Source organism: Kitasatospora hibisci, from assembly GCF_043950205.1.
In the GTDB taxonomy this organism is placed as follows: Bacteria; Actinomycetota; Actinomycetes; order Streptomycetales; family Streptomycetaceae; genus Kitasatospora; species Kitasatospora hibisci.
In genome coordinates this window covers 6383918-6398220 of record NZ_CP171642.1, presented here as the reverse complement: position 1 = coordinate 6398220, position 14303 = coordinate 6383918, and the positions used below count along the sequence as shown (strand labels likewise).

Below are 14303 nucleotides of genomic sequence, written 5' to 3'. Positions count from 1 at the left end.
GGTGCTGTGACGGACACGGCGCGGCGACGGACGTGCGCGCCACGACGGACGTGCGCGCCACGACGGCCGTGAGGCCGTGCGACGGACCGCCTCGAACGGCCGGACGCCGCGGCGGCGGGACCACTCTGGGGCACCCGGCCCGCCGCCACCGCGGCGACACGCACCCGGCCCGCCCGGTCGGCGGAGCGTGCGGCGCGTGCGGCGCGCCGTCAACGCTCCTTCAGCAGCTCCGCGAGCCCCGTCGCGAGCCGGTCGTAGTCCCGCGGCCGGTTGTAGAGCTGCGCGCTGAGCCGCAGTACCCCGCCGCCCGGCCAGGGCCGCACCACCGTCCGGACGGCGTGCCGCCGCCACACGTCCGCCATCAGGGCCGGGGCCGCCGCCTCCTCCTCGCCCCATCCGCGGGGCAGCCGCAGCGCGCGCATCGAGACGCCCGGCGTCGCAGGCAGCGGCTCCAGGCCGAGCCGCTCGGCGAGCAGCGCCTGCCCGTACCCGGCGAGCCGCTCGTTGTGCTGCCGCACCCGGTCGGCGCCGAGCGACCGCAGCACCGCGAAGCCCGCCGGGGCCGCCAGCCACGGCGTGTAGTCGCAGGTGCCGCGCCACTCGACGCAGGCCGGGTAGCCGCGACGGTGCTCCCAGGAGAGCGCCAGCGGGCGGACCCGGGCGGCCCACTCGGGGCGGACGGCGAGCACCCCGGTGGCGCGCGGGGCGAAGGCCCACTTGTGCAGGTTGCCGAACCAGAAGTCGGCGGCCGGCTCGACCGGCTCGGCCAGCATGCCCGGGGCGTGGGCGCCGTCCACCACGGTGGTCACGCCGCACTCGCGCAGGGCCCCGAGCAGAGCCGGACCGGCGATCCGGCGCGCGGTGGGCGAGGTGATCTGGTCGAGCACGGCGAGCACCGTGCGGCCGCGGACCGCGGCCAGGACGACCTCGGTGACGGCTGCCCCGTCCGGCAGGCCGAGCGGCAGGCGGACGGTGTCCACCTCGGCGCCGGCCTCCCCCGCGCGCCGGCGCACGGCCTCGGTGACGGCGCCGTAGCCGTGGTCGGTGACCAGGATCCGGTCACCGGGGGCGAGCGGGACACTGTCCAGGGCGACCGCGACCGCCTCGGTGACGTTGGCGACCAGGGCGAGCCCGGTCGGGTCGGTGCCCAGCTCGGCCGCGAGCGCCGTCCGGGCGGCGCCGACCCGGGCCGGCAGGTCGGCGAAGAAGCCGTCCGGGTCGCGCTCCTGCTCGGCCCGGAGCCGCTCCTGCAGCCTCTGGACGGGCACCGGCACCGCGCCGTAGGAGCCGTGGTTGAGGTGGACCGACTCCCGGTCCAGGGTGAACAGTTCCGCCGTCCCGGGCAGCGGCGCCGGCGGCTCGACGGTGGAGTGCGCCGCCGGTTCGACGGCGGGGTTCGGGGCTTCGGTCACTGCTGCCTCCGGGGTCGGCTTCATGTGGTGTGTGACATTTCACATGTCCTACTACTGGTCCGGCCATGGTCCCACCGGGAACATCGGGCCGTGACCATCACCGACCCCTTCCTGTCCCTCAGCGCCCGTACGGGCCGCTTCGGCTTCGGAGCCCCACGCGCGATCACCCTCGGCGAGGACGGTACCCGGCTGCTGCTGCTGCGCTCCACCGGCGCGGAGGACCCGGTCGACCGCCTCATCCTGGTCGACGCGGCCACCGGCGAGGAGCGTCTGGTCGCCGATCCGGCCGCGCTCGCCCCCGGCCGCACCGGCGACCCGGCGGCGCTGCCCGCCGTCGAGCGCCGGCTGCGCGAGCGCATCCGGCTCACCGCCGCCGGCATCGGCTCCTTCGCGGCCACCGGCGACCTCGCGGTCGCCGTGTTCGCCCTCGACGGGCGGCTCTTCCGCGCCGACACCGCCACCGGAAGCTGCACCGAACTCCCGGTCGCCGGGCCGGCCTTCGACCCCCGCCCGGCGCCGGCCGGCGACCGGGTCGCCTACGTCGCCGACGACACCCTGTACGTCACCCCGGACCGGACGCCGCTCAGCCCCGCCGACGGCGCCCGCTGGGGCGTGGCCGAGTTCGCCGCCGCCGAGGAGCTCGGCCGCTCCCGCGGGCACTGGTGGCGGCCGGACGGCGGCGCGCTGCTGGCCGCCCGGGTGGACGAGTCCGCGCTGCCCCTGCGCCACTTCGCCGACCCCGCCCACCCCGGCGAGGAGCCCGAGTCCTTCGCCTACCCGCTGGTCGGCGGGCCCAACGCCGACGTCCAGCTCTGGGTGCTCGGCCTGGACGGCGGCAAGGTCCGGCTGTGCTGGGACGACGCCGAGTTCCCCTACGTCTGCGCCGCCGAGTGGTCCGGCGCGGACGAGTTGCTGCTCACCGTCGCCGACCGGCTGCAGCAGCGCGTCCTGCTGCTCTCGGCCGACCCGGCCACCGGCGCGACCACCGAACTCTCCCGCACCACCGACGACTTCTGGGTGGACGATCTGCCCGGCACGCCCGCCCGGCTGGCCGACGGCCGGCTGCTCACCGCCCACGACACCCCGGACGCTCGCGGCCTGGCCCTCGACGGGAAGCCGCTGGGCACCGCCGGCCTGCAGATCCGCCGGGTCGTGGGCCGACTGGACGGCCGGCTGCTCTGCGAGACCGGCGAGGGCGACCCCGTCGACCAGCACGTCCACCTGATCGACCCGGACGGCGGCGAACCCGAGCGGCTGAGCCCCGGGCCCGGGTTCCACAGCGCACTCGCCGCCGGCGGGACGCTGCTGCTCACCTCCGCCGGCCCGGACGGCGTCCGCCGCCGGATCACCGGCCCGCACGGCGAGGCCGAGTTGACCGACCTCGCGGCCGAACTGCCCCTCGCGGTCAGGCCGCAGTTCGCCCGGGTCACCGAACTCGCCCTGCCCACCGCCGTGGTGTACCCGCGCGACCACGTGGCCGGCCGGCGGCTGCCGGTGCTGCTGGACGTCTACGGCGGGCCCGGCTACCAGGCGGTGGCCGCCGAGCCGCGCCGCTGGCAGCTCCGCCAGTGGTGGGCCGACCAGGGCTTCGCCGTGGTCACCACCGACAACCGGGGCACCCCGTTCGTCTCCCCCGCGTTCACCCGGGCGATCTTCCGGCGGTTCTCCCAGGTCGCACTGGACGACCAGGTGGCCGCGCTGCACGCGCTCGCCGCGGACCACCCCGACCTCGACCTCCGCCGGGTCGGCGTTCGCGGCTGGTCGTACGGCGGCTACTTCGCCGCCCTGGCCGTGCTGCGCCGCCCGGACGTCTTCCACGCCGCCTGCGCGGGTGCGCCGCCCACCGACTTCCGCCACTACGACACCGCGTACACCGAGCGCTACCTCGGCCTGCCCCAGGAGAACCCCGAGGGCTACGCGGCGGACTGCCTGGTGGACGACGCGCCCGGTCTGACCCGCCCGCTGCTCCTGGTCCACGGCCTGGCCGACGACAACGTGCACCCCTCGCACACCCTGCTGCTCTCCCGGGCGCTCACCCGGGCCGGCCGGCCGCACGGCGTGCTGCCGCTTCCCGGCGTCACCCACATGACGCCGGGAGGCGTCCAGGAGCAGGTCGCCGCGGCCGAACTCGCCTTCCTCCGGGGCGCCCTGGGCTGATCCGTTGAGTTCGCGGCCACCGGCTGCGACACTCCCGCCGTGATCGCCGCCCACCCGGGCGGCGACCCGACGGGGAGGAATCGAGGATGAAGATCGCCAGACCCGGGCCGGTCGCCGGACGCCACTGGACACCGCTGACCGTCGTCAACGGCGGGGTCGCCTTCGCCCTGGAGCTGGGGCTGCTGGCGGCGCTCTGCTACTGGGGCTTCAGGACCGGTTCCGGGCCGCTCACCCGCGTGCTGCTCGGCATCGGCGCACCGGCCGCGGCGGCCGTCACCTGGGGGCTGTTCCTGGCCGCGGGCGGGCCGACCGTACGGCTGCCGCTGGCCGCGGAGGTCGCGGTCAAACTGGCGGTCCTCGCGGTCGGCGCACTGGCCCTGAACGCCGCGGGCCGCTCCACCCTGGCGCTGGTGTTCGGCGCCGTGGCCCTGGTCAGCGTGGCCGTCGAGTACACCGCGGGCTGACCGACCGCCAACCCGGGGGCGCCGCAGGGACCGTGCGGCGCCCCTTCGGCTGCCGGAGGGGCCCCGTCAGCCCCCCGGGACGGCCCCTGGCGGCCCGTCGCAGCGCCCGCTGCACGACCCTTCCGCATGAACCATGACATGTGAAATATTACCTGCGCTTCCCCCGACCGTCGGTCGCCCCTCCGTACCACCAACCCACCGTCCGGAAAGGACCGGTCAGTTGCGCAGACTGTCCGCGGCACTCGCGGCCGCGCTCACCACGAGCGCGATAGCGGCCACCCTCCTCGGCACCCCCGCCCAGGCCGCTCCCCCGTCCCCCGTCACCGTGTCGAGCATCGCCGCCCAGGCGGCCGAGGAGGGCGGCGCCGAAGCCCCGCCCGGCCCGCTCGCCCCGCAGGAACGCGAGCGCCAGTCGCTCCGCTCCAAGGCCCTCGAACAGCTCAACAAGGGCGCCGTGGCCAAGACCGCCGGCAAGCGGGCGCCCGGCAAGGTGAAGATCGGCAACGACTACGTCCAGCTCGCGCAGCAGCGCAAGGACAAGGTCTTCGTCATCCTCGCCCAGTTCGGCGACGAGGTGGACAACACCACGCTGTACAACGGCCAGCCCCGCTACGGCGGCACGCCCGGCCCGCGGCACGACACCATCCCCAAGCCCGACCGGAGCGACAACCACACGCTGTGGAGCGCCGACTTCGACCGCGGCTACTACCAGCAGATGTTCTTCGACGACACCCCCGGCGCGATCTCGCTGCGCAACTACTACCGCACCCAGTCCTCCGGGCGGTACGACCTCGACGGCACCGTCAGCGACTGGGTCACCGTGCCGTACAACGAGGCGCGGTACGGCAGCAACAAGGGCCCGCAGGGCTCCGGCGCCTGGACGCAGGCCCAGGAGTTCGTCCGGGACGCCGTCAAGGCCTGGTACGACGGCGAGATCGCCAAGGGCCGCACGGCCGCCGACGTCAAGGCCGAGCTGGCCCAGTACGACGTCTACGACCGCTACGACCACGACAAGGACGGCGAGTTCGACCAGCCCGACGGCTACCTCGACAACGTGGTCGTGGTGCACGCCGGCGTCGACGAGACCTGGGGCGGCGGCGCGCAGGGCGCCGACGCCCTGTGGGCGCACCGCAGTTGGACCTTCCCGGACCCGACCGGCACGACCGGCCCCGAGGGCAACCGGATCGGCGGCGCACCGGTCGGCGACACCGGCCTGTACGTCTACGACTACGTGCAGGCCGGCGAGAACAGCGGAGTCGGCCTGTTCGCCCACGAGTTCGGCCACAACCTCGGCCTGCCGGACCTCTACAGCACCACCGGCGGCGACAACAGCGTCAACTTCTGGTCACTGATGTCCTCCGGTTCCTACCTGGGCAAGGGCAGGAACACCACCGGCGGCTACCCCGGCGACCTCGACGCCTGGAGCAAGCTGCAGTTCGGCTGGCTCGACTACGACGAGGCGCAGGCCGCCACCCGCTCCAGCCACGCCCTCGGCGTCAGCGGTTACAACACCGACCAGGCCCAGGCCGTGCTGGTGCATCTGCCCGACGGCACCACCACCACCGAGCTCGCCGACCCCTACCAGGGCGGCCGGCACTGGTGGAGCGACACCGGCGACAACCTGGACAACTCCCTGACCCGCGCGGTGGACCTGCGCGCGGTCGGCGGCCCGGTCACGCTGACCGCCGCCGCCTGGTACGACATCGAGCAGGACTACGACTTCCTGACCGTCGAGGCCTCCACCGACGAGGGCCGGACCTGGAAGGCGCTCCCCGGCACCGTCGACGGCGCGCCGATCGGCAACACCACCGCCAACGTACCGGGCCTGAGCGGCATTTCGGGCGCCTACCGGCAGCTGTCGATCCCGCTGGACGGCTACGCCGGGCAGCAGGTCCGGGTGCGCTTCCACGTCACCTCGGACGGCAACACCCACGGCCGGGGCGTCCTGGTCGACGCCGTCCGGATCGCCGCAGGCGGCACCGAGCTGTTCACCGACGGCGCCGAGGACGGTGCCAACGGCTGGACCTCGACCGGCTTCACGGTCGTCACCGGCCGCAACGCGGTCAAGCAGCACCCGCGCGCCTACCTGGTGGAGAACCGCCGGTACGCCGGCTACGGCGCCTTCCTGAAGACCGGCCCGTACAACTTCGGCTACACGGGGGTCGACGGCAAGAAGGACGTCGTCGACAACTACCCGTACCAGGAGGGCGTGCTCGTCTGGCTCTGGGACACCGGCTACGGCGACAACAACACCAAGGACCACCCGGGCAGCGGCCTCATCCTGCCGATCGACGCCCACCCGGCGCCGATCCGGTTCGCCGACGGCTCGCTGGTCAACGGCCGCGCGCAGACCTTCGACGCGGTCTTCTCGCTGAAGCCCACCACCGCCTTCACCCTGCACAAGGGCGGCGTCCCGGTGCGGATCGGCAGCGAGCCGGCCGTCCCGGTCTTCAACGACCGCACCGGCGTCTACAGCGACCCGGCCACCCCGCAGCTCGGCGTGAAGGTGCCGGACACCAACACGAAGATCGAGGTGGTCCGCGAGACCCACGGCGGGCGGATCACCACCGTCCGCGTCGGCCCGGCCTCCTGAGGCCGGCCCCCGATCAGGCCGTCCCGGCCCGCGCTGCGGCGCGCGCCGGGACGGCCGCATTCACGGGCTCCACCACGCTCACCCTGATCGGCGGGCGGCGAGGACCACGGCCCCCGACCCCGGTGGGGTGGCCGCGGCGGCCCCGGCGGCCGGGTACCGCGCCGAGGCGGCCGACGCGTCGCCGCCCGGGCCGACCAGGGTGCCGGCCGGCACCGAGGTCGCCGCGAAGGCGATCGGCTGGACGGAGTCGAGCCCGGCGGCGACCCGGCAGCCCTCCGCCCCGTCCCGGCCGCGGCGCACCGCGGTCACGCTCAGGCGGGGAAGGCCGCGCCGCTCCCGGGAAACCCGGGAGCGGCGCGGGCGTGGTAGCGGCGCGGGCGTCGTAGCGGCGCGGCGGCTGTCGGCCACGATCGAGGGCGGCGGGACTGCCGTGAGGTGGCGGTTCGTCTCTTACGGCGCGACGACGCCGGCGAGGATCGACGCCGCGGCGGCGTAGCGGCGCGAAACCGGTTCGCGCCGACCGCCGGCGGGCTCCCGCGGGCCCTCCTCGGGACGGCGGACGCCGGGCTTGGCGCAGGCGGGAGGGGCTGCGACGGGTGAAGTCCCGGTCGCACTTCGACGCGCTGGAACTTCGGGTGAGCTTGAGATCAAGGAGCGGCCGAGGAACGGCGTCCGGACGACCCTCCGGGGGAGGCACTCACCTCGGACGGCCCCGGCGAGCCGCCTGCCCGGCGGCCGACCCGCCGCAGCGGCACCCGGGGGAGGACGGGACGCCCCGGCCGCACGCGGCACCTGGGCCGAACGAGTGGAACCCGGTCGGGCGCGGCCCTCAAGAGGCTCCCCGCCGCGCCCGACCGGGGGTCGGAGGGGGAGCCGCCGCAGGGGCGGCCCCCGGTGTGGAGCCGTACCGCCCGGCGTGGGGGATGCGAGCGGTTACGGCGGCCGGAGGTCGGAGGTCAGGTCGCGTCCTGGCCGGCCTCGGGGAAGTGGCAGGCAGCCTCCCGGGCCCCGGGCCCGGTGATCCGCAGCAGTGGCCGCTCCCTCCGGCAGAGCTCCTGCGCCTTCGGGCAGCGCGGGTGGAAGGTGCAGCCGGACGGCGGGTTGGCCGGGCTCGGCGGGTCGCCGATCAGCACGATCCGCTCGCGGGCCCGCTCGGCCGCCGGGTCCGGCAGCGGCACGGCGGAGAGCAGCGCCCGGGTGTACGGGTGGGCCGGGTCGCCGTACACCTCCTCCTTGGCGCCGATCTCGACGATCCGGCCGAGGTACATCACCGCGACCCGGTCGCAGACCCGCTTGACCACCGAGAGGTCGTGCGCGATGAACACGTAGGCCAGGCCCAGCTCCTGCTGCAGCCGCTCCATCAGGTTGACCACCTGGGCCTGGATGGAGACGTCCAGCGCGGAGACCGGCTCGTCGGCGATCACCAGCCGGGGCGAGGTGGCCAGCGAGCGGGCGATGCCGATGCGCTGTGCCTGTCCGCCGGAGAACTCGTGCGGGTAGCGGTCGATGTGCTCGGGGATCAGCCCGACGAGCTCCATCAGCTCGGCGGCCCGCCTGCGTGCGTCGGCCGCGCTCGCCCCCTGGATCAGCAGCGGCTCCGAGATGATCCGGGCCACCGTCTGCCGGGGGTTGAGCGAGGAGTACGGGTCCTGGAAGACCATCTGCAGGTGCCGTCGGTGCGGCCGCAGCTCGGCCTGCGAGAGGCCGCCGATCTCGGTGCCGTCGAAGGTGACGGTGCCCGAGGTCGGGTCGAGCAGCCGGACGATCATCCGCCCGGTGGTGGACTTGCCGCAGCCGGACTCGCCGACCAGGCCGAGCGTCTCGCCCGTGCCGACGTCGAAGCTCACCCCGTCCACCGCGCGGATCGGTGCGCCGGCCCGGCCGGCGCGCCCGCGCTTGCCGGGGAAGGTCTTGACCAGGTCCCGGACGGACAGCAGCGGTTCGGCCCGGGCCGGGCGGGCGGCCGGAGGCGTGGGGGCGGTCATGAACGGGCTCCTTGCGGCACCAGCGGCAGGTGGCAGGCGGCCTGGTGGCCGGGGACGAGCGGGCCGAGCACCGGACGCTCGGACAGGCATCGGGCGTGGTCCTCGGCACTGGCGGCGGTGGTGCGGGCGCAGCGCGGGGCGAAGGAGCAGCCGGGGGCGGGGGAGATCAGCGACGGCGGGCTGCCCGGGATGGCGCGCAGCGGGGCGTCGTCGGTGTCGTCGAGGCGGGGCAGCGAGTCCAGCAGCCCGCGGGTGTACGGGTGTGCGGGGGCGCCGAACAGCCGGTCGACGGGGGCCTGTTCGGCCGCCCGGCCGCCGTACATCACCAGCACCTCGTGGGCGACCCGGGCGACCACGCCGAGGTCGTGGGTGATCATGACGACGCCGAGGCCGCGTTCCTGCTGGATACGGGCGATCAGGTCCAGGATCTGGGCCTGGACGGTGACGTCGAGGGCGGTGGTGGGCTCGTCGGCGATCAGCAGGTCGGGCTCGCAGGCGAGCGCCATGGCGATCATGACGCGCTGGCGCATGCCGCCGGAGAACTGGTGCGGGTACTCGTCGACGCGGCGGGCGGGTTCGGGGATGCCGACCTCTCCGAGCATCTGGATCGCACGCTCGCGCCCGGCCTTGCGGGAGGCCTTGAAGTGCACCCGGTAGTGCTCGGCGATCTGCTCCCCGACGGTGTAGAAGGGGTGCAGGCTTGAGAGCGGGTCCTGGAAGATCATGGCGATCCGCCGGCCGCGGACGGTGCCGAGCGCGCGCTCGCCGAGCCCGACGAGCTCCTGCCCGGCCAGCCGGATCGATCCGGTGACGGCGGCGCCGCGGTGCAGGCCCATGACGGCCAGCGACGTGACGGACTTCCCGCTGCCGGACTCGCCGACCAGGCCGAGGGTCCGCCCGGCCTCGACGGCGAAGGAGATGCCGTCGACGGCCCGGACGGTACCGCGCGGGGTGTCGAACGCGACCCTGAGGTCGTCGACCTCCAGCAGAGCCATCAGTACCTCACTCTCGGGTCGACCACCGCGTAGAGCAGGTCGACCAGCAGGTTCGCCACGACGATGAAGAAGGCCGCGAGCAGGGTGACGCCGAGGATGACGGGCTGGTCGGAGCGGAGCAGCCCGTCGTAGAAGAGCCGGCCGACGCCGGGCAGGCCGAAGATGGACTCGGTGATGACCGCGCCCGCCAGCAGGCCGCCGAGGTCGATGCCGAAGATGGTGAGGATGGGCGTCATGCCGGAGCGCAGCCCGTGCTTGACCGTGACGGTGCGGCCGGGCAGGCCCTTGGCCCGCGCGGTCCGGACGTACGGCTCGGCCATCGTCTCGATCATCGAGTTGCGGCTCTGCCGGGCGTACTGGGCCGCGTACAGCAGGGCCAGCGCGATCCAGGGCAGCAGCAGGTTGGACGCCCAGTCGAACGGGTCGTCGGTGAACTTGTGGTACGCCGGGTAGGGCAGCCAGCCCAGCGTCCGCACCACGCCCCAGATCAGCATGATCGACGTGAAGTAGACCGGCAGCGAGGCGGTGCCGACGGAGAGCACCATCAGCGCCTTGTCGGTGAGGCTGCCCTTGCGCAGCGCGGAGGCGACGCCGGCGCCGATGCCGAGGGCCAGCCAGAGCACGGCCGCGCCGAGGGCGAGCGAGACGGAGACCGGCAGGCGGTCCACGAGCAGGTCCCAGACCGGCAGCGAGTACTCGTAGGAGAATCCGAGGCAGGGGAAGCCGCAGTGGGTGGCGCTGGGCCCGGAGCCGTAGTCGCGGCCGGCGAATATGCCGGCCAGATAGGTGCCGAACTGCTCCCAGACCGGCTTGTCCAGGCCCATCGCCGCCTTGACGTCGGCGAGCCGTTCGGGGCTGCAGGTCTTGCCGCAGGCCGCCCCGGCCGGGTCGTTCGGCAGCAGGTAGAAGATGGTGAAGGTGATGGCGCAGATGGCCAGCAGGATGCCCAGCACCCCGAGCAGCCGGCGGCCCAGGTAGAGAATCACGACCGGCCTCCCCGCGGGTCGAGGATGTCGCGCAGCGCGTCACCGAGCAGGGTGAAGGCGAGCACGGCGGTGAACAGGAAGACCGTCGGGATGAGGAAGTACGTCGGGTCCACCTCGTAGTGGACGATGCTCTCGGCGATCATCTGCCCCCAGGACGCCGTGGGCGGGCGGACGCCGACGCCGAGGTAGGAGAGCGCCGCCTCGGTCGCGATCATTCCGGGGATGAGCAGCGTGGTGTAGGCGATGATCGGGCCGGACACGTTCGGCAGGATCTCCCGGGTGAGGATCCGCCAGGACCGGGCGCCGCCCACCTTGGCGGCCTCGACGTACTCGCGGTGCTTGAGCGAGAGGGTCTGGCCGCGGACCACCCGGGCGATGCCGGGCCAGCCGAACAGGCCGATCACCGAGGTCATCAGCAGGATCCGGTTGACGTCCTTGGCCACCGACATCATCGCGATCATGAAGATCAGCGAGGGGAAGGACATCGTGAGGTCCATCAGCCGGGACAGCACGGTGTCGACCCGGCCGCCGAAGTAGCCGGCCGCGATGCCGGCCAGGGTGCCGACGACGACGACCACCGCGGTGGCGGCGAAGGCGATCAGCAGCGACACCTGGCCGCCGTGCAGCACCCGGGCGAACAGGTCGCGTCCGGTGATGGGTTCGACGCCCAGCCAGTGCCGGGCCCCGATGCCGCCGAAGTCGCCCCGGGGCAGGCCGCCCAGGTACGGGTCGACGGCCCGCTTGTCGAACTCCTCGGGGGACCATCCGCCGAGTGCGCTCAGCGGGCCGGCCAGGACGGCGGCGAGGATCAGCACGGCCACGGTGATCAGGCCGAACCGGGCGGAGCCCCTGGCCCACAGCTGGTCCCAGACCAGCCGCCAGGGCCCGCGCCCGGCGGCCTTCGCGGGGCCCGCCGCCGTGGTGTCCACGGCGGCGGGCTCAGTCGTTGTACTCATGACGGACGGTTCCTCAGCCCTGGCTCTTCGCGGGGTCCTTGAGGCCGACCACGGCCATGTCGATCATGCCGGCGTAGCCGGAGTTGCCGAACGCGCCGGCCACGTTGGTGCCGGTCAGCAGCGGGCGGCGCTGCCACATCAGCGGGACGGCCGGGGCCTTCTTGAGCAGTTCCTCGTCCAACTGCTGCCAGGCCTTGTTCGCCGCGTCGATGTCCGTCATGGCCGCGATCTGGTCCATCCGGTCCATGGTCGCCTGGTCGCGGAACTGGCTGTAGTTGCCCTGGTTGCCCTTCTCCTTGATGGTCCGTCCGTCGAAGAGGAACGGGAGGAAGGTGGCACCGGACGGGTAGTCCGGGCACCAGCCCTGGATCACCAGGTCGGGCGCGTTCTTGGTGTCGCCGACGGTGTCGGCGAAGGCGGACGGGTCGACGGTGTTGACCGTGACCTGGACGCCGGACTGGGCCAGCGACTGCTGGATCGCCTCGGCACGGGTCTTGTCGCCGAGCGAGACGGTGAGCGAGACCTTGAGGTCGGACTTCCCGGCCGCCTTGAGCAGCTCCTTGGCCTTCGCCGGGTCACCGGTGGCGGGGATCTTCAGCGGGTCGGCCTTGGCCCCGCCGGTCAGCGACGGCGGCAGGTAGGAGGTGGCCACGTCGGCCATCGCCGGCCCGCCGAAGGCGGTGACCTGGGCCTCGCGGTCGACGGCCCACATCATCGCCTCGCGCACCTTCGGGTCGTCGAAGGGGGCCTTGGCGGTGTTCAGGTACAGCATGTCGGTGCAGCCGGTCCGCTCGGCCGCCATCCGGGCCTTGACGTCCGGCTTGGGCAGCACCTTGGAGACGGACTCGTGCTGCATCCAGGGCATCTCGATGGCCGAGGCGTCGACACCGCTGCTGGCGATGATCCGGTCGTCGGCCTGGCCGCCCTTGAGGCCCTGGGTCACCACGATCTTGTCCGGGTAGGCCTTGCGGACCGGGTCGGTCGCGGCGTCCCAGTTGGTGTTCCGGACCAGCACCAGCTGCTTGCCGCGGTCGTAGGTCTCGATCTTGTACGGGCCCGAGGAGAAGACCTGGGAGTCGTACTGGGTGCCCTTCTCACGGGACTGCGGCACCGGCGAGAAGGTCGGCAGCGTGACGGTGTAGGAGAACTCGGCGACCGGGCGCTTCAGGTGGAAGACGATGGTCCTGTCGTCCGGGGTCTCGATGGAGGCCAGGTGCTCACCGCCCAACGGTCCCTTGTAGTTCTCGCCGCCGGCCAGGTACTGGACCGCGTAGTCGGGGCCGCCGGTGAGGTCCGGCGAGAAGGAGCGCTCGACGTTGTACTTCACGTCGGCGGCCTTGATCGGCGTGCCGTCCTCGTACTTCAGCCCGTCCTTGAGGGTGAAGGTCCACACCTTGCCACCCTCGGAGGACTTGCCGAGGTCGGTCGCGAGGTCCGGGACGATCTCGCTGCCCGCCGGGCCCGGCTCGGCCTTGAAGGTGGTCAGGGTGCGGTAGAGCAGCCGGGTGCCGAAGTCCATGTGCGGCACGACCCAGTTGCGGGCGGGGTCGAGGTGGGCGAAGTCCTGGTTGGTCAGGACGGTCAGGGTGCCGCCCTTGACCGGGGTGCCGCCGATGATCGTGCCGGTGTCGGCGCCCGGCCCCTTGGTGGACGCCGCCGCGCTGCTGTCGGCGCTGTCGTCCTTGTCCTTGTCCTTCGCGCAGGCCCCGAGGCCGAGGGTGAGTGTCGCTGCGATGGCCGCCGCGAGGGCGGCCTGGGTGCGCCTGGTCATGTGCAACTCCGCAGTGGGGGCCCGAAGTGAGGGCCGAGGTCCCGCCCCGGGGCTGGTCCGGGGCCCGACCGGGAGGCGACCTCAGGGGGTCCGACGCTCCACGGTGTGACCCGTAACATAGTAATGTGAAATTGCACTGCACAAGAGGTGACGCGACCCGTTACCGAGCTGTGTCCGTGCGGACCCCGCCCGAACCGCCGGAGCCATCCGGTGACGTGACCCTCCGTCGGCCCGCACCGGGCCGGCCCGCACGACAACCGTGCGGGAGCGCCGGGAACGCCGGGACCGCCGCGACCGGACGGGAAGGCCGTCAGCCCCCGCGGCGGATCAGCCCCCGGCCGCGGGCCTCCCGCACCGCCGCCGTGCGCGAGTCCACCCCCAACTTGGCGTAGATGTGCACCAGGTGGGACTTCACCGTGGCCTGGCTGAGGTGCAGCCGCTGGCTGATCTGCTGGTTGGTGAGCCCGTCCGCGACCAGCCCCAGCACCTCGGTCTCGCGCGCGCTCAGCGCCGCCGCCGGTGTGCGCATCCGCTCCAGGAGCCGGTCCGCCACGGTGGCCGCGAGCGCGGTGCGCCCCGCCGCCGCCGAGCGGACGGCCCTGGCCAGCTCCTCCGGCGGCGCGTCCTTCAGCAGGTACCCGGTGGCGCCGGCCTCCAGCGCGGGCAGGATGTCCGCGTCGGTGTCGTAGGTGGTGACGATCAGCACCCGCGGTGCGCCCGGCCGGGCGGTGACGGCCGCGGTGGCCTGCGCGCCGTTCATCGCCGAGCCCGGCCCGAACTGCAGGTCCATCAGCACCACGTCGACCTCGACCTCCGCGACCAGCTCCACCGCCCGCTCGGCGGTCGCGGCCTCGGCGACGACGGCGAAGTCCCGCTCGCTCTCCAGGACGGCCCGCAGCCCGGCCCGGACCACCGGGTGGTCGTCGGCCAGCAGCAGGCGGATCACTCGCTCACTCACGTGCATCCCCGTTCACGGGCGCTCCT

General features: G+C 73.8%; 11 protein-coding genes. 3 read left to right on the top strand and 8 right to left on the bottom strand.

Annotation, left to right across the window (positions count from 1 at the left end):
• Positions 1 to 209: 209 nt before the first annotated feature.
• Positions 210 to 1412, bottom strand: a complete 1203-nt coding sequence (locus tag ACF9IK_RS28075) for an aminotransferase class V-fold PLP-dependent enzyme (protein ID WP_395296874.1) — start codon at positions 1410 to 1412, stop codon at positions 210 to 212.
• A gap of 90 nt (positions 1413 to 1502) precedes the next feature.
• Here ACF9IK_RS28075 and ACF9IK_RS28070 point away from each other — a divergent pair, with 90 nt between their 5' ends.
• The 3 genes from ACF9IK_RS28070 (at position 1503) to ACF9IK_RS28060 (ending at position 6626) form a co-directional block, all read left to right on the top strand.
• Positions 1503 to 3569 carry a S9 family peptidase gene (locus ACF9IK_RS28070; protein WP_395296873.1) on the top strand — a complete coding sequence of 689 codons (2067 nt, stop codon included), beginning with the start codon at positions 1503 to 1505 and terminating at the stop codon, positions 3567 to 3569.
• A gap of 86 nt (positions 3570 to 3655) precedes the next feature.
• Positions 3656 to 4033 (top strand): YrdB family protein, encoded by a 378-nt coding sequence (locus tag ACF9IK_RS28065; protein WP_395296872.1) that lies wholly within the window; start codon positions 3656 to 3658, stop codon positions 4031 to 4033.
• Between the two features lie 220 nt (positions 4034 to 4253).
• Entirely contained in the window at positions 4254 to 6626 is a 2373-nt protein-coding gene (locus tag ACF9IK_RS28060) for an immune inhibitor A domain-containing protein (protein ID WP_395296871.1), read from the top strand.
• 78 nt (positions 6627 to 6704) lie between these two features.
• Here the strand turns inward: ACF9IK_RS28060 and ACF9IK_RS28055 are convergent, their stop codons facing one another.
• From ACF9IK_RS28055 to ACF9IK_RS28025, 7 genes are all read right to left on the bottom strand, one after another.
• A complete protein-coding gene (locus tag ACF9IK_RS28055; RefSeq protein ID WP_395296870.1) occupies positions 6705 to 6935 on the bottom strand; it encodes a hypothetical protein in 231 nt (76 codons plus the stop codon).
• Between the two features lie 647 nt (positions 6936 to 7582).
• Positions 7583 to 8611, bottom strand: coding sequence for an ABC transporter ATP-binding protein (locus tag ACF9IK_RS28050; RefSeq protein ID WP_395296869.1), 1029 nt, complete (start codon positions 8609 to 8611; stop codon positions 7583 to 7585).
• Positions 8608 to 9606, bottom strand: a complete 999-nt coding sequence (locus ACF9IK_RS28045; protein ID WP_395296868.1) for an ABC transporter ATP-binding protein — start codon at positions 9604 to 9606, stop codon at positions 8608 to 8610. The genes ACF9IK_RS28050 and ACF9IK_RS28045 overlap by 4 nt, the downstream gene beginning before the upstream one ends.
• Positions 9606 to 10592 carry an ABC transporter permease gene (locus ACF9IK_RS28040; protein ID WP_395296867.1) on the bottom strand — a complete coding sequence of 329 codons (987 nt, stop codon included), beginning with the start codon at positions 10590 to 10592 and terminating at the stop codon, positions 9606 to 9608. The genes ACF9IK_RS28045 and ACF9IK_RS28040 overlap by 1 nt, the downstream gene beginning before the upstream one ends.
• Positions 10589 to 11548: an ABC transporter permease gene (locus ACF9IK_RS28035; protein WP_395296866.1), complete on the bottom strand. Its 960-nt coding sequence runs from the start codon at positions 11546 to 11548 to the stop codon at positions 10589 to 10591. The genes ACF9IK_RS28040 and ACF9IK_RS28035 overlap by 4 nt, the downstream gene beginning before the upstream one ends.
• A gap of 13 nt (positions 11549 to 11561) precedes the next feature.
• Positions 11562 to 13319 carry an ABC transporter substrate-binding protein gene (locus tag ACF9IK_RS28030; RefSeq protein ID WP_395296865.1) on the bottom strand — a complete coding sequence of 586 codons (1758 nt, stop codon included), beginning with the start codon at positions 13317 to 13319 and terminating at the stop codon, positions 11562 to 11564.
• A gap of 310 nt (positions 13320 to 13629) precedes the next feature.
• Complete coding sequence (locus ACF9IK_RS28025; RefSeq protein WP_395296864.1) at positions 13630 to 14277, bottom strand: response regulator transcription factor; 648 nt, start codon at positions 14275 to 14277, stop codon at positions 13630 to 13632.
• Positions 14278 to 14303 lie beyond the last annotated feature (26 nt).